Annotated in this window: 11 protein-coding genes; all 11 read left to right on the top strand. The window is 36.3% G+C overall.

Annotated elements, in window-relative coordinates; translation table 11 throughout:
- Positions 1 to 174 precede the first annotated feature (174 nt).
- The 11 genes from DM444_RS19545 to DM444_RS19595 all read left to right on the top strand — a co-directional run bounded on the left by DM444_RS19545 (position 175) and on the right by DM444_RS19595 (position 24,259).
- The gene (locus DM444_RS19545; protein ID WP_111289759.1) at positions 175 to 1,092 is read left to right on the top strand and encodes a glycoside hydrolase family 43 protein; all 918 of its coding nucleotides are present in this window, start codon (positions 175 to 177) and stop codon (positions 1,090 to 1,092) included.
- Positions 1,093 to 1,165: 73 nt separating this feature from the next.
- Positions 1,166 to 3,028 (top strand): sialidase/neuraminidase family protein, encoded by a 1,863-nt coding sequence (locus DM444_RS19550; RefSeq protein ID WP_111289761.1) that lies wholly within the window; start codon positions 1,166 to 1,168, stop codon positions 3,026 to 3,028.
- Positions 3,029 to 3,243: 215 nt separating this feature from the next.
- On the top strand, positions 3,244 to 6,024 hold the full coding sequence (locus DM444_RS19555; protein ID WP_111289763.1) for a glycoside hydrolase family 78 protein: 2,781 nt from the start codon (positions 3,244 to 3,246) through the stop codon (positions 6,022 to 6,024).
- A 199-nt stretch (positions 6,025 to 6,223) separates the two neighbouring features.
- Positions 6,224 to 7,642, top strand: coding sequence for an acetylxylan esterase (locus DM444_RS19560; protein WP_111289765.1), 1,419 nt, complete (start codon positions 6,224 to 6,226; stop codon positions 7,640 to 7,642).
- A gap of 208 nt (positions 7,643 to 7,850) precedes the next feature.
- On the top strand, positions 7,851 to 10,301 hold the full coding sequence (locus DM444_RS19565) for a glycoside hydrolase family 95 protein (protein ID WP_111290147.1): 2,451 nt from the start codon (positions 7,851 to 7,853) through the stop codon (positions 10,299 to 10,301).
- 351 nt (positions 10,302 to 10,652) lie between these two features.
- Positions 10,653 to 12,221, top strand: coding sequence for an MGH1-like glycoside hydrolase domain-containing protein (locus DM444_RS19570; RefSeq protein WP_111289767.1), 1,569 nt, complete (start codon positions 10,653 to 10,655; stop codon positions 12,219 to 12,221).
- Positions 12,222 to 12,471: 250 nt separating this feature from the next.
- A complete protein-coding gene (locus DM444_RS19575) occupies positions 12,472 to 15,222 on the top strand; it encodes a glycoside hydrolase family 78 protein (protein WP_111289769.1) in 2,751 nt (916 codons plus the stop codon).
- Between the two features lie 143 nt (positions 15,223 to 15,365).
- A complete protein-coding gene (locus tag DM444_RS19580) occupies positions 15,366 to 16,511 on the top strand; it encodes a sialidase family protein (RefSeq protein ID WP_111289771.1) in 1,146 nt (381 codons plus the stop codon).
- 166 nt (positions 16,512 to 16,677) lie between these two features.
- Positions 16,678 to 17,562 (top strand): sugar phosphate isomerase/epimerase family protein, encoded by an 885-nt coding sequence (locus DM444_RS19585; protein WP_111289773.1) that lies wholly within the window; start codon positions 16,678 to 16,680, stop codon positions 17,560 to 17,562.
- Positions 17,563 to 17,687: 125 nt separating this feature from the next.
- A complete protein-coding gene (locus DM444_RS19590; protein WP_239455730.1) occupies positions 17,688 to 20,447 on the top strand; it encodes an alpha-d-galacturonidase in 2,760 nt (919 codons plus the stop codon).
- A 284-nt stretch (positions 20,448 to 20,731) separates the two neighbouring features.
- Positions 20,732 to 24,259 (top strand): malectin domain-containing carbohydrate-binding protein, encoded by a 3,528-nt coding sequence (locus tag DM444_RS19595; RefSeq protein ID WP_111289775.1) that lies wholly within the window; start codon positions 20,732 to 20,734, stop codon positions 24,257 to 24,259.
- The last annotated feature ends 141 nt before the right edge of the window (positions 24,260 to 24,400 follow it).

Consider the following 24,400-nt stretch of genomic DNA (forward strand, 5'->3'; position numbering starts at 1 on the left):
CATAGTCCCGCTCTTCGTTACAATCTTGTAAACTGAACCCCAGTTTACAAGGATTTCCACTTCGATCGGGGCTAGAGAGAAAGATTAGGCTTTTTTGGAATCAATAGGATTCTGGATTAAACATAAAATATACCTACAAGGTTTTAAAAACCTTGCAGGAAAGAAAAACAAAGCATGAAAAAAATATTCATCATAGTAACCCTTTCACTTTTTGCGATTAGCTATTCGCAGAAAAAGAAAGATTTATATCTTTTTACATCGTTTAGAGAACCTGCAACAGAAGGTTTATATTTGGCATACAGCGAAGACGGTTACAACTGGAAAGGTTTAGAAGGATCTTTTTTAAAACCAGAAATCGGAGCCAGTAAAATCATGCGCGATCCGTCAATCACAATAGGAGCCGACGGAATATATCACATGGTTTGGACAACCGACTGGAAAGGTGGAAATGGTTTTGGTTATGCAAGTTCAAAAGATTTGATTCATTGGTCAGAGCAACAATATATCCCAGTAATGAAAAACGAACCAGAAGTGGTAAACGTTTGGGCTCCGGAAATTTTTTATGATGATGTAAAAAAAGAATACATTATTATCTGGGCATCAACAATTCCGTTCCGATTTGAAAAAGGAGTTGAAGATGAGAAAAACAACCACAGAATGTATTACGTGACGACTAAAGATTTTAAAACTTTTTCAGATACAAAATTATATTACGATCCAGGTTTCAGCGTAATCGATTGTGTGATTGTCAAAAAAGGAAAGAAAGATTATGTTTTGGTTTTGAAAGACAATACAAGACCAATGCGAAATATAAAAGTTGCTTTTGGGAAATCGCCATTAGGTCCGTTTGAAAAGAGTTCTGAACCGTTAACAGAATATTTATCAGAAGGTCCAACAGTAGTGAAAGTCGGTAAAAACTGGTTGTTGTATTATGATAATTACGGTTCAAAAAATTATAAAGCGTTAAGCACAACAGATTTTGTTCATTTTGAAGATGTATCCTCCAAAATAAGCCTTCCAGAAGGACACAAACACGGAACGATTACAACAATCTCTGCGGACGTTTTAAAAGGATTAATTGAAAAGAAATAAATTATCTCCAGCAGACCTAACAGGTTTTTAAAACCTGTTAGGTCTCTTAGAAGTTATAAAAAGATAAAGAATAATGATTACTTTCCAAAACATAAAAACCAACATCATCACAGCCTCAATTCTTCTGGTTTGTACTGCTGTAAATGCGCAGAACGACACAGTGCGTTATGTTGGTAAAACACTTTCAAATGTCGATTACCATCACGGAATGTTAAGTCCAGCCGTTGGAGTTCACGCTACACAAATCATGCGTGCGAGCCGTGAACATCCTGAAAAAGCGGATGGTTTTGGATGGACATACAATCACCAGCCGATGATGGCGTATTGGAATAATACATTTTATTTGCATTACTTAAGCGATCCTTCGGGCGAACATATTCCGCCAAGCCAGACTTTATTAATGACTTCAAAAGACGGTGTAACGTGGACAAAACCAGAAGTGATTTTTCCAATTTATAGAATTCCAGACGGATGGAAAAAAGAAGGCGTTGAAGGCGTTGCAAAAAACTTAGATGCGATTATGCACCAAAGAATGGGATTTTATACTTCAAAAGACAAACGACTTTTTGCCTTAGCATATTACGGAATCGCAATGGATGAAAAAGACGATCCAAATGACGGAAAAGGAATTGGGCGTGTAATCCGTGAAATCAAGAAAGACGGAAGTTTTGGCGAAATTTATTTCATTAGATACAATAAAACATGGGACAAATCGAAATCGAAATTTCCATTTTATACCACATCAAAAGACAAAGGTTTGAAAAAAGTCTGCGAAGAAATCTTATCAGATCCTTTAGTTTTACAGCAATGGGTAGAAGAAGCCGATCGTGACGATGAATTGATTCCGTTACAGAAACCATATAAAGCTTTCAGCTATTACCATTTGCCAAACGGAAATGTCGTTGGTTTATGGAAACATGCTTTAACTTCGATCAGTAGAGACGGCGGAAAATCTTGGGATTATATGCCATTGCGTGCTCCTGGATTTGTAAACAGCAATGCTAAAATCTGGGGACAAAAAACGTCAGACAATCGTTATGCGACGCTTTATAATCCGTCAGAATATCGCTGGCCTTTGGCAATTTCAACAAGCGATGATGGACTGAATTATAAAGATTTATTATTGGTTCACGGAGAAGTAAGTCCGATGCGTTATGGCGGAAACTACAAATCCGCAGGTCCGCAATACGTTCGTGGAATCACAGAAAAGAATGGAACTCCGCCAGACGGAAAAATTTGGGTGGGTTATAGTGTAAATAAAGAAGATATTTGGGTGGCATCGGTTCCTGTTCCTGTAACTTCAGAAGTAAAAGAACAAGCCAATGACGTTTTCAATAATCTTCCAGACGGACAAGAATTAAAATTATGGAATACGTACGATCTTTCGTGGGCATCAACAAAAATTGAAAAGAAAGCTGATGGTAAAAAATGGCTGACTTTAAGAGATCAGGATTATTTTGACTATTCTCGTGCTGAAAGAGTTATTCCTTTTGCATCAAAAATGGAAGCTGTTTTCACAGTAAAACCAGAGCAAAATAATCATGGTTTATTGCAGATTGAATTTCAAAATAAACAAGGTTTGCCATCTGTAAGATTGATTTTTGATTCCGATGGAGAATTAAAGGTAAAAAATGGTGCTCGTTTGAGTTCGGTTACAAAATACGAAGCAAACAAAGCATATACAATCACAGTTAAATTAGATGCTAAAAACCGTCAATACACTATAAAAGTAAACGATGGAAAAGAATCAACAAAAATATTTTATGCGCCAACAGACGGTTTTGAGCGAATTATGTTCCGCACAGGAGAGCAAAGACATACCCCAAATCCTGACACCGAGCCAGATACAGACGATTACGACGATCTGCCTCAAACTGGAAAATTAATTCCAGAAGCAGTATTCAATATCGAATCGTTGATAACTAAAAAGTTGTAAAGAAAAATAGCCACGACCCGAGCGATAGCGAACGGGCGAAGCAATTCACGAATTATTTTATAAACGTTGCGTAATTTTTGCCACAGATTAAAATGATTAACACAGATTATAATCCAATTAATCCTTTAATCTGTGGCAAAAAAGATTAGAGAAATAAAACGCAAAGAATAATTGGAGAAAATTCGTGAATTCGTGGCGAAAAAAAAATATACAAAGTGAAGTTTTTTAAAAACATATTATTAGCCGTTTGTCTTCTAGCAACTGTAGTTTCTAAAGGACAAATTCTGCCTGTACGCCTAACAACAGAAATGGCAGAAAACCCATTAGCAGTTGTGGAGAATCAGCCGAAATTGAGCTGGCAATTGGTTTCAAAAGAATCCGATGCTTCACAGATTGCTTATTTGATTTTAGTAGCTTCATCAGAAGAGAAACTAAACAATGACGATGGAGATATATGGAATACAGGAAGAGTAAATACAGATAAAAATCTGCATATTGTTTATAGCGGAAAACCATTAAAAAGTGAAACCAAATATTTCTGGAAAGTAAAAGTTTGGAATCAGTCAGGAAAAGTTTCAAAATGGAGTAGAACGGCTACTTTCAGAACCGCTCCATTAGAATCAGATTTAAATCCGGTTTGGATTGGTGCGATTACCAAGGTCGACAGTCATTTACCTGAAGGTAGAACTTATCACACGGCAACTTTCAATAGAGAAAAAAAGAATTCGTTTATCAATGCTTCCGATTCTTTAGCACGCAGAAGCATTATGTTGCGTAAACCTTTCGAAGTAAAAAAAGAAATCAAAGAAGCTGTAGTTTACATTTCAGGTTTAGGACATTACGAATTGACTATCAACGGAAAAAAAGTGGGTAACAGCCAATTTGCACCTCTGTGGACAGACTACGACAAAACGGTTAATTACAATGTTTACGAATTAAGCGCAAAAGAATTTCAAAAAGGCGATAACGTAATTGGCGTTCTTTTAGGAAACGGAATGTACAATACGCTTGCTGAAAGATATACCAAATTCTTCGTAAGTTTTGGCCCACCAACTTTATTCTTTAAAATGAAAATTAAGTATAATGATGGCTCAGAAGAAATTATAAAATCAGATAGAACTTGGAAATACAGCAAAAGCCCGATTACCTATAACAGTATTTTTGGTGGAGAAGATTACAATGCCAATTTAGAGCAGAAAGACTGGAATCGTAAAGGTTTTAAAGATAGAGATTGGAAAAAAGTTGTCATTCAGGAAGCACCAAAAGGAGTTTTGAGACCTCAGATAGCTCCGCCAGTTACGATTCAGAAACAATATGAAGTGAAAACCGTAAAAGAGCTTAAACCGAATTTCTATGTTTTTGATATGGGACAGAATCTTTCAGGATTTCCAACCATCAAAGTAAAAGGAAAAAGAGGACAAACGATTCGTGTTTGGGTTGCCGAAGGTTTAAATGAAGAGGGCACAATAGCGCAGGGAAGATCTGGAAAGCCATACTATTACGATTACACTTTAAAAGGCGATGGAGTGGAAGAATGGACGCCAAAATTTAGTTTCTACGGTTATCAATATGTTCAGATTGAAAACATTAATTATAAGGAAGATAAGAATAAAGAGCTTCCAACTTTGGTTGATTTAAAATCGAATTTCATTTACAATTCGGCTGGAGAAGCAGGAAGTTTCGCTTGTTCGAATGAGATTTTCAACAAAACACACGAGCTAATCAATAACTCGATCAAAAGTAATTTTCAAAGCGTTTTTACCGATTGTCCGCAACGTGAAAAGTTAGGCTGGTTGGAAGAAATTCAGTTAAATGGGCCTGGATTAATGTTTAATTACAATCTTCAGAATTTCCTTCCCGCAACCATGCAGAATATTTCTGATTCGCAAAGAGACAATGGTTTAATTCCGACAATAGTTCCTGAATATGTAATTTTTGGAGGTGATTTTACCGATTCGCCAGAATGGGGCGTTACAGGCGTAATTTTGCCTTGGATGTATTATGAATATTACGGAGATGCTTCACTATTAGAAAAATATTTTCCTACAATGAAAAACTACGTGGATTATTTAGGAACGAAAGCAACAAACCATATCGTTTCTCATGGATTAGGCGATTGGTACGATTACGGAACACATCAGGCGGGATATTCTAAAAATAGTCCGATTGCGCTTTCTGCTACTTCTCATTACTATTATGGAGCTTATTTAGTAGCAAAAGCATCAAAATTACTAGGAAAAACCGAAGATTTTGAGAAATATAATGCTTTGGCTTCTGAGATTAAAACGGCTTTCAATAAGGAGTTTTTCAACGAAGAAACCAAACAATACGGAACAAACAGCCAGTTTAGCAATGCCGTTCCGATATTTATGGATATCGTAGAACCACAGTATAAAGAGGCAGTAATTAAGAATTTATTAGTCGATATCAAAGAAAAAGGAGATCGTTTGACAACAGGAGATGTTGGAAATCGCTATTTATTCCAGACTCTGGCGAGAAACGGCGAAAACGAAACCATGTACAGAATGCACAATCATTACGATGCGCCAGGTTATGGTTTTCAGATTAAATTTGGCTTGACCACTTTAACAGAGCAATGGGATCCGAGAAAAGGAAATTCTTGGAATCACTTTATGTTAGGACAGATCGAAGAATGGTTTTATCAAAGTTTAGCAGGAATTATGTCCGATCCTGAAAAACCAGGTTTCAAACATTTCTTTATTCAGCCGGAAGTGGTTGGCGATATGACTTTCGTAAAAGCCGATTATCAATCGGTTTACGGAAAAATTGCTTCTTCTTGGGAAAAGAAAGAGGGCAAATTTATTTTGACAGTTCAGATTCCGGTAAATACAACTGCGACAGTAAAATTACCAGTTGCTAAAAATTCAGAGATAAAAATTGATAATAGAAGAGTTAGAGCAGGTTTTGATGAAAAAGCTCAAAAGCCATTTTTAGAATTAGGATCAGGAATTTATACAATAGAATGTCAATTGTAGTTATGAGTTATGAGTTATGAATTGTAATTAAACTCGAAAAAAAACAGAAAAAATTAATTGCCTCCTGCTTTAGCTGGAGGTTCAAAATAAGACAATTCACAGGGCTTTAGCCAAATAATTAAGTTCGGTTAAAGCCAATTTTAGAAATCAATTTGTTTTCTTCCAGCTAAAGCAGGAGGCAAATCAAAAAAATGTAATAATGAAAAGAATAAAATACATCATCCTAGTTTCCATTTTTGCTTTGACATTTGCCAATGCGCAAAGCACTTCTGACACTAATTTTAGAAAACCAGTATCAGAAACACTGAAAAAAATAGAAACTCTTTTTAACGTCACAATCAACGACGACAGAGGTTTATTAAAAGGAAAAGAACTGGATTATGCCGATTGGAGAATTGAACCTGGAAATCTGCCACTTTCGCTGACTAATATTTTAGCACCGTTTGAATTGATGTATTTCAAACAACCCGATGGAACCTACATCATACGCAAGTATGAAAACCATAAAGTTTCAGTTGATAAAGGAAAAGAACGCTTGTTTTACTTAGAAAACCTTTATTCGACTAAAGAAGAATGGGAAAAACGCAAAACGGAGTTAAAAGCTTGTATGATAACCTCATTTGGATTAGAAAAGGCTCCCCCAATGCCAAAATCTAAACCACTTTTAACTCCAAAAAGAATTTATAAAGACTACAGTGTTGAAAATATTGCTTTGGAAATTCTGCCGGGAGTTTATGCAACAGGATCGATTTACAAACCATATCCGTTAAATAAAAAAGCAGCTGTTATCTTAACACCTGACGGACATTTTGGCGACGGAAGATACAGAAAAGACGAGCAGTACCGTTGTGCCATGATGGCCAAAATGGGAGCAATCGTTGTAGGGTATGATTTATTTGCTTGGGGAGAATCGTTATTGCAGTTTCCAGAAGAAACGCATAGAAATAGTATTGCATCGACGGTTCAGGTTTTAACCGGAATTCGTTTATTGGATTATTTAGCAACGGTAAAAAATGCTGATATGTCAAGAGTTGGCGTTACAGGCGGTTCTGGTGGGGGGTCGCATACGATGTTTTTAGCTGCAATTGACGATCGAGTAAAAGTTTCAGCGCCAGTTGTAATGGTTTCTTCTCATTTCTCAGGCGGTTGTCCATGCGAAAGCGGACGCGGGATTCACTTATGCGGTAACGGAACTAATAACGCTGAAATCTCAGCGATGATGGCACCAAAACCGCAATTGATTGTTTCTGACGGAAAAGACTGGACATTAGCAGTTCCAGAATTGGAATTTCCCTTTATCCAAAGAACCTATGAATTATATGGGAAGAAAGATTTAGTTGAAAATGCTCATTTTGCAAAAGAAGGTCATGATTTCGGAATCTCGAAACGTATGGCTTTGTATCCGTTTATGGCGAAATATTTAAATTTAGATTTGAATAAAGTGAAGAACGACAAAGGCGAAATCGACGAATCGACGTGTGTGATTGAACCTTATGAGAAATTATATGTTTTTGGAAACAAAGCTGAAAATCTGCCAAAAAATGCATTGAAAGACATCAACAAATTATATGAAATGTTCGGAGAAAAAAATCTGAAAGTTTACGAGGTTAAGAAATAAGATAGACGTTGCCACGACCCGAGCGATAGCGAACAGGCGAAGCAATTTCACGAATTGGCACGAATTTTTTTTTCTGCCACAGATTAAAAAGATTTACACAGATTATTTAATTAAAAAAGAAATCCAAATAATCCTTTTAATCTGTGGCTAAAAATTAAAAAGAAATTAGCGCAAATTCCTGTAATTCGTGGCTGAAAAAAAATATACTATGAAGTTAAAAATTAAAGTAGCGGCAATCTGTATCGGAATTTTTTCCTTAACAGCAACAGCTCAAAGTGATCTGAAATTATGGTACGATAAACCAGCAGCAATCTGGAACGAAGCCTTGCCTTTGGGTAACGGACGTTTGGGTGCCATGGTTTTTGGTGATCCAGCAGTAGAACGTTTGCAATTGAATGAAGAAACGATTTGGGCGGGTTCTCCAAACAGTAACGCACATTCTAAATCGATAGAGGCTTTGCCAAAAGTAAGACAGCTTATTTTTGATGGAAAATTTGACGAAGCGCAAGATTTGGCTACGAAAGATATTATGTCGCAAACCAATGACGGAATGCCGTATCAGACTTTTGGAAGCGTTTATATTTCATTCAACGGACATCAAAAATATACCGATTATTACCGTGATTTAGATATCAGCAATGCGACGGCGAAAGTAAAATACAAAGTAAATGGCGTCGAATTTACAAGAGAAATTCTAACCGCATTTTCAGATCAGGTTATTGTGGTGAAACTCTCTGCAAGTCAGCCAGGACAGATTACTTGTAATGTTTTCATGAACAGTCCGATTGATAAAACCGTCGCTTCGACAGAAGGAAACCAGATTATCCTTTCGGGAGTTGGAACTAACTTTGAAGGGGTAAAAGGAAAAGTAAAATTTCAAGGTCGATTAACGGCTAAAAACAAAGGCGGAGAAATCGATGCCAGCAACGGCGTTTTAAGCATCAATAAGGCTGATGAAGTGACTTTATACATTTCGATTGCAACCAACTTTAAAAACTATCAGGATATTTCAGGAGATGAAATTGCGAAAAGCAAAGGTTATTTAGCGAAAGCGGAAACAAAAGATTTTGAAACTATAAAGAAAGCGCACGTTGATTATTACCAAAAATTCTTTAACAGAGTATCTTTAGATTTAGGTTCAAATGATTTGGTTAAAAAGCCAACAAACGAAAGAATTAGAGATTTCTCTAAACAATTTGATCCGCAATTAGCTGCTTTATATTTCCAGTTTGGACGTTATCTTTTAATTTCAAGTTCACAGCCAGGAGGACAGCCAGCCAATTTACAAGGAATTTGGAACGATATGGTCACTCCGCCTTGGGATAGTAAATACACGACCAACATCAATGCCGAAATGAATTATTGGCCGGCACAAGTAACCAATTTACAGGAAATGCACGAACCATTTTTGCAAATGGCAAAAGAATTAAGTGTAACAGGAGCAGAAACAGCTAGAATGATGTACAATGCAAATGGTTGGGTTTTACATCACAACACCGATATTTGGCGTGTTACCGCTCCGGTAGATTCAGCAGCATCAGGAATGTGGCCAACGGGCGGTGCCTGGGTTTGTCAGGATTTATGGGAAAGATATTTATATACTGGTGATAAAAAATATTTAGCAGAAATTTATCCAATCATGAAAGGCGCTGCTGATTTCTTTTTAGATTTCATGGTTATTGATCCTAATACAAAATATTTAGTTGTTGTTCCTTCGAGTTCGCCTGAAAATACACACGCAGGAGGAACAGGAAAAGCAACAATTGCATCGGGAACAACAATGGACAATCAATTGGTTTTTGATTTGTTTACACATGTTATCGAAGCTTCGGCTTTGGTTTCGCCAGATGCTGCTTATGCGAAAAAGGTGAGTGATGCTTTGGCAAAAATGTCTCCAATGAAAGTAGGTAAATACAATCAATTGCAGGAATGGCAGGACGATTGGGACAATCCAAAAGACAATCACAGACACGTTTCGCATTTGTATGGCTTGTATCCGAGTAATCAGATTTCAGCAATTAAAACACCTGAATTATTTGAAGCTGCTAAACAATCCTTGATTTACAGAACAGACGAATCTACTGGCTGGTCAATGGGGTGGAAAGTGAATTTGTGGGCGAGATTATTAGACGGAAATCACGCTTATAAATTGATTCAGGATCAATTGCATTTGGTAACAGCGGATCAGAGAAAAGGTGGCGGAACGTATCCGAATATGTTAGATGCACATCAGCCGTTTCAAATTGATGGTAATTTTGGATGTACAGCCGGTTTTGCCGAAATGCTGATGCAGAGTCAGGAAGATGCGATTCATTTACTGCCTGCTTTACCAACAGTTTGGAAAGATGGAAGTATAAAAGGATTGGTTGCCAGAGGCGGATTTGTAATTGATATGACTTGGAAAAATAATAAAGTTTCGGAGTTGAAAATCTATTCGAAAATAGGAGGAAACTGTAGATTGAAAGTTGAGAATACGTTGAAAGGTTCTTCGCTTAAAAAAGCAAAAGGAAAAAATTCGAATCCGTTGTTTTATGATGTAGAAGTGAAGAAACCGATTATTTCTAATGAAGCAAAATTGCCTAAAGTACAATTGCCAACTTACAATATTTACGATGTGAATATGAAAGCAGGGCAGACGTATACTTTTACGGGGAATTAATTTCATATCCTAACAGGTTTTAAAAACCTGTTAGGTATTTACAGTTTTACGGACAGTTTGTCATTTCGACGAAGGAGAAATCTCCACAAGTAACTCCGTAAAGTGAATCGCCAATCTTTGTCGAGTTTCTAACGAAGATTTCTCCTTCGTCGAAATGACAAGATTGGGTTGAAAAAATAAAATATAGCACTTACAAGGTTTTGGAAACCTTGTAGGAGTGAGAAAACGTAAAGGTCTCTTGCGTGAGTGGTGGAAGTGGAGCTCTCCCGATTTTTCATCGGGAAGCGGGAACGGACAGCACGACCCGGAGGGACACGCCCAAAGAATTAGTTTTAAAATAATAATTAGAATATGTTACAACATTTCAAACATAAAATAATAGCACTTTCAATAGTAATCGCTTGTATAAACAGCGGTTGCAAATCGACTGCGGAACATTCTCAAAAAGGAAAATCAGTAATTTTAAAAGAAAAAAACTTTAAACATTATGTGGATTATTTCAACACAATGGAAGATGAAAACTTAAAATTTGCGATTCCGAATGACAGTGCGTGGGCTTGGATGGAAAAAAATATTCCGTTGTTTGAATGCCCACAGCAGAATTTTGAGGAAATCTATTATTTCAGATGGTGGAGCGTTCGAAAACATATTAAGAATACTCCACAGGGATTTGCAATTACAGAGTTTTTGGTAGATCGTTCTTATGCAGATAAATACAATATGATTAGTTGTGCTTTGGGACATCATATTAACGAATTTAGATGGGTTCATGATCCCAAATACATTGAGCAGGATGTGAAGCTTTTGTATCGAGGAAATGATGGAAAACCGATGAACAAATTGTATAAATTCAGCAGTTGGACAGCCGATGCTTTGTATAATCGTTATTTGGTAAATAAAGATGAAAAATTCTTATTGGATTTGTATCCAGATATGGTTACCGATTATGCCGTTTGGGAAAAAGATCGCCAACGCAAAGATGGTTTGTTCTGGCAACATGATGTGAAAGATGGAATGGAAGAATCTTTAAGCGGAGGAAGAAAAGTGCAAAATGCAAGACCAACGATAAACAGTTATATGTACGGGAATGCTGTAGCGATTTCTAAAATGGCTGAATTGAAAGGCGATAAAGATGTTGAAGCAAAATTCAAGGCAAAAGCTGACGTTTTGCAACAATTAGTAGAAACGAAATTGTGGAATAAGAAAAGTGAGTTCTTTGAAACTTTTACAGAAAAAGATACATTAGCACAAGTTAGAGAAGCGATTGGATTTATTCCGTGGTATTTTAATCTTCCAGAGCAAAACAAAGGATTTGAAAAAGCCTGGGAGCAGATTAAGGATGAAAAAGGATTTTCGGCTCCGTTTGGTTTAACAACGGCGGAAAGAAGAAGTCCAAGATTTAGAACACACGGAACAGGAACCTGCGAATGGGACGGGGCGATTTGGCCATTTGCAAGTTCGCAGACGTTAACTGCTTTAGCGAATGTTTTGAATAATTACAATCAGAATTTTGTAGCCAAACCCGATTATTTCAAACAAATGGAATTGTACGTGCAGTCCCAGTATTACAGAGGGAGACCTTATCTTGGCGAATATTTAGACGAAACAACGGGTTATTGGTTAATGGGCGACAGAGAAAGAAGCCGTTATTATAATCATTCGACTTTCAATGATTTAGTGATTACAGGTTTGGTTGGTTTACGCCCAAGAACTGATGAAAAGATTGAAGTAAATCCGTTGATTCCACAAGAAAAATGGGATTGGTTTTGTCTGGATAATGTTTTGTATCATGGAAATATTATTACGATTCTTTGGGATAAAACTGGAGAAAAATATCATAAAGGAAAAGGTTTCAGAATCTTTAAAAACGGGAAAGAAATTGCAGTGTCTGAGAAATTAGAGAAGTTGGTTTCTGAATAATATTAAACATTTAACGATCTAGTTTGTCATTTCGACGAAGGAGAAATCTTCGTTAGTAGCTCAATAAAGATTGTCGATTTTGAATGTGGAGTTACGAAGATTTCTCCTTCGTCGGAATGACAAAAAATGTGCATATTTTTCTCCCGCAGATTTAGCAGATTTGAGATTTAAAAAATAGAGTAAAATAATCTGCTAAATCTGCAAAATCTGCGAGAAAAAAAAATAAAGCCAAAAGCTTAAAAATATTACCATGAAAAAGTTTTTTTTACATCTGACAATAATCATTTCACTTTTCACAATTTCGGCGAAAGCCCAAACCAAAATTATTGTGAGCGATTTAAAATGCGAAATGCTCACCAATCCGGAAGGAATTGACGTTTTACAGCCAAGACTAAGCTGGAAAATTAAAGCAAGCGTAAATGATGTAAAACAAACTCATTATCAAATTTTAGCTTCTTCATCTTTAGAAAAACTAAATGCCGGAAACGCAGATTTATGGGATAGCGGAAAAGTGCAAAGCGACGAATCTGTAAATGTAATTTACAACGGAAAAAAGCTAAAAGACCGACAAGATGTTTACTGGAAAGTAACGGTTTTTACGAATAAAGGCGAAGTTCAATCAAAAGAAACAGCACATTTCAGTATCGGAATTTTAACTTATGCCGACTGGAAATCGACTCGTTGGATTGGTTATGAGAAAACTTCTCCGGGAGATAGTATTTCGCAATATTCTCGATTATCAGCGAGATATTTAAGAAAAGAAATTGACTTGAAAAAGAAAGTCAAAAGTGCCAAGGTTTATATCATGGGAATGGGCTTGTATGAGTTATACATTAACGGAAATAAAATTGGTGATCAAGTCTTAGCACCTGTTCCAACAGATTATACGAAGAACGTGAAATACAATGTTTTTGATGTGACTTCACAATTGAAAGAAGGAAAAAATGCATTAGGAACGATTTTAGGAAACGGACGTTTTTTTACGATGCGTCAAGACTATAAACCCTATAAAATCAAAACTTTTGGTTACCCTAAAATGGCTTTGCAATTGTTTGTAGAATATACTGATGGAAGTAAAGAGGTGATTAGAACCGATGATACTTGGAAAATCACAACTGACGGACCAATATTATCGAATAACGAATACGACGGCGAAGAATACGATGCCCGTAAAGAAATGAAAGGCTGGAATACCATTAATTTTAATGATAAAAAGTGGCTTTCAGCAGAATATGTTCAGGAACCAGGCGGATTCTATGAAGGACAGATGTCTGCGAATATGAAGATTAAACGCGAAGTAAAACCGATTTCAATCAAACAGACACCAAAAGGAACTTATATCTTAGATATGGGGCAAAATATGGTGGGCTGGTTACAATTGAAAGTAAAAGGAAATGTAGGCGACAAAATCACTATGAAATTTGCCGAATCTTTACAACCAGATGGTTCGTTATATATTGCTAATTTACGTGATGCCAAAACGACGGATATTTATACTTTAAAAGGTGAAGGCGAAGAAGTTTGGGAACCCCGTTTTATTTTTCACGGATTTAGATTTGTTGAAATTTCGGGTTTCAAAACAAAACCAACTTTAGAAAATTTCGTCGGAAAAGTCGTTTACGATGATATTGCGACAACAGGAACTTTTGATTCTTCTAACCCAATAATGAATCAGATTTTTAAGAATGCCTGGTGGGGAATCAGTGGAAATTATAAAGGAATGCCAATTGATTGTCCGCAGAGAAATGAGCGTCAGCCTTGGTTGGGAGATAGAACCACTGGAGCTTACGGCGAAAGTTTTTTATTTGATAATCAGACTTTATATGCCAAATGGTTAGACGATATTAAAAATGCCCAAACTATCGATGGCGGAATTCCAGATGTAGCACCAGCTTTCTGGCGTTATTACGGCGATAATGTGACTTGGCCGGGAACGTATATTACTGTTGCAGATATGCTGTATCAGCAGTTTGGAGATAAAAAAGTAGTAGAAAAACAATATCCGTCGATGAAAAAATGGATGGATTATATGGAAGCAAATTATTTGGTTGATGATATCATGACCAAAGATAAATACGGAGATTGGTGCGTTCCGCCAGAATCTTTGGAATTAATTCGTTCGAAAGATCCTTCACGTTTAACAGATGGTGAATTGATTTCGAGTGCGTTTTATTATCAACTTTTAAATATCATGAAGAAATTTGCAGTAATCGCCAATGCACAAAATGATATTAAACATTACGACGAATTAGCTTCAAGAATCAAAAAAGCATTCAACGCTAAATATTTTAATGCAACCAAAAACAACTACGCCAATAATACCGTAACAGCCAATTTACTGCCTTTGACTTTCGGAATGGTTCCTAAAGAATTAGAACAAAAAGTTTTTGAAAACTTAGTGCATGAAGTAGAAGTGACTAAAAATGGTCATGTAAGTACAGGTGTAATTGGAACACAGTTTTTAATGCGAACCTTAACCAATTTTGGGCGTGGCGATTTGGCTTTCAAATTAGCCTCAAACAAAACCTATCCAAGCTGGGGGTATATGGTAGAAAACGGCGCAACTACGATTTGGGAATTATGGAACGGGAATACTGCTGATCCCGCAATGAACTCGCAAAACCACGTCATGCTTTTAGGCGATTTATTGATTTGGTATTACGAAAATATGGCAGGAATCAAGAGCAATCCTGAAACTCCGGGCTTCAAACAAATTATTATGAAACCAGATTTCAACGCTGGATTGACTTATGTAAATGCTTCATACGAATCGATTTACGGAATAATTAAAAGCGATTGGAAAAAAGATAAAAAGGCTTTGGTTTGGAATATTACAGTTCCTGCAAATACTTCTGCAATTGTGTGTCTTCCTGCAAGCGATATTGCAGCTGTTTCAATCAATAAACAGAGGTTGGATAAGACTTCTTACACTTATTCGGTAGAAAAAAATCAAATAAAGGTCACACTTTCGTCAGGAAATTTTGCGATAAACGTTAAATAATCTGCATTTTTAATAATTCGGGACAGTACAGGATACATTGTTAATTTTTTAGTGTTATTTTTACACTTATTAAATATTTTTACCTAAAAAAATGTTAGGTATGTATTTAAAGTCAAAAAAAATAATTCATAATTTAATTAATAATGAAGATAACAAAATTAGCATTTGTCTTGTTTGGACTTTTCCTTTTAGGAAGTTGTAAATCGGCTTTAGAGAAAAAGACTTGGAAAGAAGGAATTTTAGTAGATCAGTTTATTTACGATAAAGCGCCTTATCCGTCTTGCCACGCCGTTACAATTGTCGAAGCTACAAATGGTGATTTAGTTGCCTCATGGTTTGGAGGAACGCACGAAAGACATCCTGACGTTTGCATTTATGTTGCCATCAAACCAAAAGGAAGCGACACTTGGAACGAAGGTGTAAAAGTAGCCGACGGTGTTATGAAAGAAGGTCCAAGATTACCAACTTGGAACCCTGTTTTATATCAGATTCCAGGAGGCGATTTAATGTTATTCTACAAAATAGGACCAAAACCATCAGAATGGTGGGGCGTAATCAGAACTTCATCTGATGGCGGAAAAACTTGGTCTGAGGCTAAAAAAATGCCGGATGGTTTCTTAGGACCAATCAAAAATAAACCTGTTTTATTAAGCAACGGAACTTTATTATGTCCGTCAAGTATTGAAGGCGATGGCTGGAGACTTCGCATGGAATATACTCCAGATTTCGGAAAAACTTGGGTTATGGGCGATACGCTTCCAAGAGGAAAACAAAAAATCAATGCGATTCAGCCAAGTATTTTGTTTCATAAGGACGGAAGTATTCAGGCCATCGGAAGAACTAGAAATAGAGCTATTTTCAGCACATTTTCAAAAGACAACGGAAAAACTTGGTCGGATGTAGAGTTAATCGGATTACCAAATAACAACTCAGGAACAGATGCTGTAACACTTAAAGACGGCAGACATTTATTGGTTTACAATCACGTACTTCCTCCAGGAAAAGAAGCAAAAGGACCAAGAACGCCTTTGAATGTTTCGGTTTCTAAAGATGGAATTCACTGGAATGCTGCTTTGGTTTTAGAAGATTCAAAAATCAGTCAATATTCATATCCATCGATGATTCAAAGTTCAGACGGTATGGTTCATATTGTTTACACTTGGAGAAGAGAAAAACTGAAATATGTAAAAGTGGATCCAAGTAAATTAGTTACACTTCCAATCAAAAATGGTATCTGGCCAGGTGAAGAAGGAAAAGTTGTTACAGCGGTAAAAGCCGAAGAAGAGTAATAAAGATATAGCCACAGATTAAAAGGATTAAATGGATTAAAAAAATCAGCTCAATCTGCCAAATCTGCGTGAAAAAAAATACTCTCGCAGATTTGGCAGATTATGGAGATTGATTAGAAAAAAATCATTTTAATCTTTTTAATCTGTGGCAAAAAAAAATATAAGCATGAAATCTAAAAGAAATTTATTTATTGCAATGCTTTTTGTGATGTCCACGACATTCAACAGTTGCGCAACGGCTCAGTCTTCCAATAAAAAGCAAAAATATAAAGTAGCGGTTTGCGATTGGATGATTTTAAAAAGACAAAAATTAGGCGCTTTTGGTTTGGCTGCTGAAATTAAAGCTGACGGAATCGAGCTAGATATGGGAGGTTTAGGAAACAGACCAACTTTTGATAGCAAACTAGGTGATCCTGTAGAAAGACAAAAGTTTTTAGATAAATCAAAAGAAACTGGAGTTGGAATCAGCTCGATTGCAATGTCTGGTTTTTATGCGCAATCTTTTGCCACCAGAGAAATCACGCCTATGATTACCGATTGTATTCAGGCGATGAAAAACATGAAAGTAAAAGTGGCATATCTTCCATTAGGAACTCAGACCGATTTAGTTAAAAATCCGGAATTGCGTCCAGAAGTAATTAAAAGATTACAATGGGCAGGAAAAGAAGTCGGGAAAATTGGTGGTGTAATTGCAATTGAAACTTCTTTGAGCGCCACAGAAGAAAAAAAACTTTTAGATGAAGTCGGTTCAAAATACATTAAAAGTTCTTTCAATTTTGCGAATGCTTTAGACAATAAAAGGGATATTTCATCAGAATTAAAAATCTTAGGCAAGAAATATCTAGCGCAGATTCATGCTTCGAATACTGATCAATTTTGGTTAGAAAACGACCCCGCGATTGACATGCCAAAAATCAAAGCAACATTAGATGAAATGAAATGGAGCGGATGGCTGATTGTAGAGCGTTCTCGTGACGTAACACAAGTTCATAATGTAAAAGCCAATTACGGAGCAAATGTGGCTTATTTGAAGAAAATTTTCCAGAATTAAAAATATAGTTTTCTCATTTTTGTCATTTCGACGAAGGAGAAATCTCCACGAGAAGCTCTACAAAGATTGATTCTCGATGCGGAGTTACTTGCGAAGATTTCTCCTTCGTCGAAATGACAAACTAGATGAGAATTTTTAATGAATTAAATTATACCATGAAATATTTACAATTACTTTTTTTATGTTTTTATGTCTCTTTCGCGACAGCGCAGAATATCACAGTTGTGAGTGATGCAAATTCGCCGAGAGCAAAATTTGGAGCAGAAAAATTATCAGAAACACTTACAGCAAAAGGTTTCAGTATAACTTCTTCAGCTAAATTCAAAAAATCAAAAGATAAAGTAATCGTAATTGGAGAAAAAGGAACCGATTTCTGGAAACAGAATGCCAAAAGCGCTAAAATTGACGACAGCAAATTAACTAAGAAAGAAGGTTTTCAGATTCGTACTCAAAATAATGTCATTTACATCGAAGGAGCAGATGCTTCAGGAACTTTGTACGGTGCATTAGAATTAGCAGATAGAATCAAAAAATCAGGTCAGCTTCCTTCAGAAATTAGTATTGATGACAGTCCGGAAATGGTTTTGAGAGGCGCTTGTATCGGAATGCAGAAACCAGTTTATCTTCCGGGACGTGATGTTTACGAATATCCGTATACGCCAGAAACTTTCCCTTGGTTTTATGATAAAGCTTTATGGGTAAAATACTTGGATATGCTGGTAGAAAACCGCATGAACTCGCTGTATTTATGGAACGGACATCCGTTTGCTTCTTTAGTAAAATTAAAGGATTATCCGTTTGCAGTTGAAGTGAGCGATGAGGATTTCAAAAAGAACGAAGAAATCTATAAATTCCTAACAGTTGAGGCAAACAAACGCGGAATCTGGGTAATTCAGATGTTCTATAATATTCTTGTTTCTAAGCCTTTTGCAGAACATTATAACATTAAAACGCAGGATCGTTCTAGACCGATTACGCCATTATTGTCAGATTACACCAGAAAATCTATTGCCGCTTTTATCGAAAAATATCCAAATGTGGGTTTAATGGTTTGTTTGGGGGAAGCAATCAACACGGTTGATGACGACGTGGAATGGTTTACCAAAACTATTATTCCAGGTGTTCGTGACGGTTTACAAGCATTAGGAAAAACAGAAGAACCGCCAATTATCCTTCGTTCTCATGATACAGACGGACCTTTGGTAATGGAAAAATCACTTCCATTATACAAAAATCTTTACACAGAAAGTAAATATACAGGAGAATCTTTAACGACTTACACGCCAGGCGGACCTTGGGGAGAAACACACAAACAGTTAAGTGCGCTTAAATCAATTCATATTGAAAACGTTCATATTTTGGCGAATCTAGAACCTTTCAGATACGGTTCACCAGATTTTATCCAGAAAACCGTAAAAGCAATGCACAGCGTTCACGGTGCAAATGCACTGCATTTATATCCGCAGGCATCGTATTGGGATTGGCCATATTCGGCAGATAAAACGAAATCGGGAGAACGTTTATTAGAAATGGATCGTGACTGGATTTGGTACAAAGCTTGGGCAAGATATGCGTGGGACAGCAAAAGAGATCGAAACGAAGAAGTTAAATTCTGGGATAATGATTTAGCTGCGAAATTCGGAACTTCTCAAGAATCAGCTAATAATATTTTAAAAGCTTACGAAGAAACAGGAGAAATTGCTCCAAAAACCTTAAGACGTTTCGGAATTACCGAAGGAAACCGTCAAACCTTATTATTAGGAATGTTCGAAAGTCAATTGGTAAATCCGTCGAAATGGAGAGTTTATCCAGGATTTCACGAATCTTGCGGACCAGCTGGTGAATTGCTTTTAGAATATGCTAAAAAAGAATGGAACAAAGAACCGCATTCTGGCGAACTTCCAACGCAGATTATTGCTGAAATCACAGAACACGGAAGATTGGCTGTTGAAGCAATTGATAAAGCTGAAGCCAGCGTAACAAAAGATAAAGAAGAATTTGCACGTCTTAAAAATGATATTCATGCCTACAAAGCGTTTGCTGATTTCTTCTCAGAAAAAGTAAAAGCCGCTTTATTGGTTTTAAGATACAGTTATTCCAATGACATTGCCGATTTAGACAAAGCAATGCCTCATTTAGAGAAAAGCATCGAGCATTACGAATTATTGGTAAACTTGACAAAAGATACCTATTACTATGCGAATAGTATGCAGACCGCTCAACGCCGAATCCCAATTGGGGGAGACGACGGAAACAACAAAACTTGGGCGGAATTATTACCTCATTACGAACGTGAGTTGGCTAATTTTAAAAGAAATTTAGAAAAGCTAAAAGCCTCAAAAGATGGTAAAATTGAAACCAAAGAAGGAAAACCTTGGAAACCGGCAGAAGTAACTTTCATCGATGAAAAACCGGGAACATATTTAGTTAAAACCGGAACAAAAGTTTACGGAACAGATATTTCTGAATTGACCAAAATAGCTCCAGAGCTTCAAAACTTAAAAGGATTTACTTTCGTAGAAAATGATCAGAACGAAAAAGGAACGCATTTAAAGTTCAGAAATACAAAATCCGTTAAATTAGTGGTGGGTTATTTCAATTCAGATCAAAAGAGATTTTTATTGCCGCCAAGTTTGGAAACAGACGCAGCAGGAAACGCGCACGGTCAGGCCGAAGTAATTTTGGCAAGCGCTATGAATTTAAAAGATTTACCACGTGTAAACATTCATACCTATACTTTCCAGCCGGGCGAAAATAAATTGGATTTAGGTAAAGGAAAAGTATTGATTCTAGGTTTTATCGATGCAGATCAAACCATAACACCACGCGATGTTGGATATATCGATGCAGGAGAAAAAGCAGCTATTGACTGGTTGTTTTATTAAAAGTATCACCACAATTTTGTCATCCTGAGGGACGAAGGATCTCCGCAAGAAACTCTACAAAGATTGGCGACATTTATATGCGGAGCTACTTGCGAAGATTCTTCCTTCGTCAGAATGACAAAAAAGCGAGGTAATCTCCGCAAGAAACTCTACAAAAAATGAGACATTTCTATGCGGAGCTGCTTACGAAGATTCTTCCTCCGTCAGAATGACAAAAAAGCGAGGTAATCTCGATAGAATAACTTAAATAACCTTATAATAATCATTTATATGGTTTAGAAAATATGAATAGAATAGTTTTTTTTATTTTTTGTTTTTTTTCAAGTCTTTGCTTTGTTTGGAGTCAGAGCAAAGATTCAGGGAAGTTTCGTAAAGAGATTTCGCTGAATTCGTCTTGGGAAACCGTAATCTTGGAAAATCTTCCCGCACAGGAAGAGAGGTTTGTAGACCATCCAGAAACTGATTCCAATTGGCAGAAGGTTAGTGTGCCTCACAATTGGGATCAGTATTATGGTTTCAGAAGAACAAAACATGGAAATTTACATGGTACCGCCTGGTACAAAAAAACGCTAAAGCTAGATATAAGAGACATTTCAAAACAGCATTTCCTTTATTTTGAGGGTGTAAGTTCGTATGCAATTGTTTGGGTAAATGGTAAAAAAGTAGGCGAACACAAAGGTGGGAGAACTACATTTACTTTAGATATTTCAAAAGTTGTTTCTTTCGACAAGGAAAATATCATTTTAGTAAAAGCTTCACATCCATCTTTTATTGCCGATTTGCCTTGGGTTTGCGGTGGCTGTTCAGGAGAATGGGGATTTTCTGAAGGTTCTCAGCCAATGGGTATTTTTAGGCCAGTTACTTTGGTAATTACAAATGATGTGAGAATTCAGCCGTTTGGTGTTCATATCTGGAACGATAAATCGGTTTCTAAACAAAAAGCGATTCTTCATACAACTACAGAAATCAAGAATTATGGCACTTCACCGCGAAATTTAACCATCGAAAATATTCTTTTGGATGCTTCAGGAAAGAAAGTTGTCATTACAAAAAGCGACAACAAAATCAATTTAGGAGAAACAAAAGAAATAGCTCAGACACTTCCTGAGATTCAGAATCCGAAATTATGGTCGCCATCGAATCCGTATTTGTATAAATTGGTGACTTCAGTTTACGAAAACGGAAAAATAATCGATCAATTAACAACGCCTTACGGAATTCGCTGGGTAAGCTGGCCAGTGAGTCGTGACGGAAAAGACAATCGTTTTTTCATTAATGATGAACCTGTTTTTATAAATGGCGTTTGCGAATACGAACACTTAATTGGAAAAAGCCATTCATTTTCAGACGAAATGATTCATTCCCGAATAGAACAAATCAAAGCGGGCGGATTTAATGCTTTTAGAGAAGCACATCAGCCTCATAATTTATTATATCAAAAAGAATTAGATGAAAACGGAATCCTTTTTTGGAGTCAGTTTTCAGCACATATTTGGTACGATACGCCAGAATTTAAAGAAAACTTCAAAACCTTATTACGAGAATGGATTAAAGAACGCAGAAACAGCCCGTCGGTTGTCATGTGGGGATTGCAAAATGAAAGTACCATTCCGAAAGAATTTGCCGAAGAATGCACACAGATTATCCGAGAAATGGATCCGTTATCTGCTTCTCAAAGAATCGTAACAACTTGTAACGGTGGAGAAGGAACAGATTGGAATGTCGTTCAAAATTGGTCGGGAACATACGGCGGAGATCCGCTAAAATACCATCTGGAAATGACAACTCAGTTATTAAATGGAGAATACGGCGCTTGGCGTTCTGCCGATTTACATACCGAAGGTGAATTTGATCAAAAAGGAATTTTAAGCGAAAACCGTTTTTCTCAATTAATGGAAATTAAAGTTCGTGAAGCTGAATCAGTAAAAGATAAAATTGCGGGACAATTCAACTGGCTTTTTGCTTCACACGAAAATCCGGGACGTGTCCAAAACGGAGAAGGTTTTAGAGATATCGATAAAGTCGGTCCAGTAAATTACAAAGGACTTTTTACCATTTGGGGCGAGCCTTTAGATGCTTTTTATATGTATCGCGCGAATTATGTTTCGAACAAAACCAATCCGATGGTGTATATCGTTTCGCACACTTGGCCAAGTCGTTGGGAAAAATCTGGAATCAAGAATGGAATCGATATCTATTCGAATTGTGATGAAGTAGAATTGTTTAATGATGTCAATAAAGCTTCACTTGGAAAACAAAAAAATCCAGGAATCGGACAACATTTTCAGTTTAACAATGTCGACATTAAATACAATGTTTTATATGCAGTTGGATATGTAAACGGAAAAGCGGTTGCTAAAGATTATATCGTTTTAAATAACTTTCCAAAAGCACCAAATTTTGATGCTTTAACGTCTGAGAAAAAGGATATAACAAAAGCTCAAAAAGGTTATAATTATATTTATAGAGTAAATTGTGGTGGTTCTGAATTGACAGATTCTGCTGGAAATACTTGGTTTACCGATACGCATAAAAACGGTCAAAATACTTGGGGTTCGTTATCATGGACAGATAATTTTGAAAAACTTCCAGACTTTTTTGCCAGTCAGAGAACAACTTTCGATCCAATAAACGGAACAAAAGATCCTGAATTATTTCAAAGTTTTAGATACGGAGTTGATAAACTACGTTATGAATTTCCTGCATCAGACGGCGAATATTTAATTGAACTATATTTCACAGAACCTTGGTACGGAACTGGCGGAGGATTAGACTGTAAAGGATGGCGTTTGTTTGATGTTGCCATCAACGAAAATGTTGTTTTAAAAGATTTCGATATTTGGGCAGAAGCAGGACATGATAATGCGCTAAAAAAGGTATTTAAGGTAAAAAGTAAAAACGGAAAAATTGTGATTTCGTTTCCAAATGTAAAGGCTTCACAAGCGATTATTTCGGCAATTGCCATTGCAACAAAAGATATTCATGCAAGACCAGCATCCGAATCTTCAAAAAACATTCAAAATCTGGTTTTAAATTCTTATGATAAAACCAACAAAGTAGCTTCATGGCTGGATATTAATTCAAAACAATATTCAGATTCTGATATTGTTTTTACCGAATTACCTTCGGAAGTTTTTGGAGCAGATTATTTACAGTTTTCATCTCATTCTAAAAATAAAGGTTCGTTTACAGCTAAAGAAGAATCGACTGTTTATATTTTAGTTGATGCTAAAATAAAGACATTAAAAAGGCTTTCAGATTATAAAAAAATAGAAGAAAAAGCGAAAAACAGCAACGGAATTTCATTTGATGTTTTCACTAAAAAAGTAAAGAAAGACGAGAAATTTCTTTTTGATAATGCTGAAATTATAAATACAATTGCCATTGTTCCCACTTACGATATGGGCGAAAAAGACGATTCAAGACCTGTTGTAATCATTGAGGCTGAAAAGACAAAAACAACGGGAACAGGAATCGAAAAAGGAAATTTCAAAAAAGCGGATTATATTGAATTCACTAAAAAGACCAATAACAGCATCGAGTTTGAAGTAAAACCTGGAGTTGCTGGAATTTATTTAATGCGTTTCCGTTTTATGAATAGAAATGAAACGCCATTAAAAGTCAAATTCAAAATGGAAGATGCCTACGGAATTTTAATGCGAAATGATACGATTGAGTTTTTTCCATCGCCTGAAAAATGGAAGATTTTGAATACGACTTCTGGAGGGTATATTAATGCAGGAACATATAAAATTACGTTGGAAGGTGATGATTTGAAGGGATTAATGTTGGACAATTTTGAGTTTCAATAGTTTTTTTTTGGTGCAAAGATTCAAAGGGACAAAGGTTCAAAGGTTCGTTAACGAATTTGATTGTAGAGACGCACTGCAGTGCGTCTAACACACAGTATGGACAATTGGAACGTAGGCGCACTGCGGTGCGTCTCTACAGAA

It is taken from the genome of Flavobacterium ginsenosidimutans (assembly GCF_003254625.1).
Taxonomy (GTDB): domain Bacteria; phylum Bacteroidota; class Bacteroidia; order Flavobacteriales; family Flavobacteriaceae; genus Flavobacterium; species Flavobacterium ginsenosidimutans.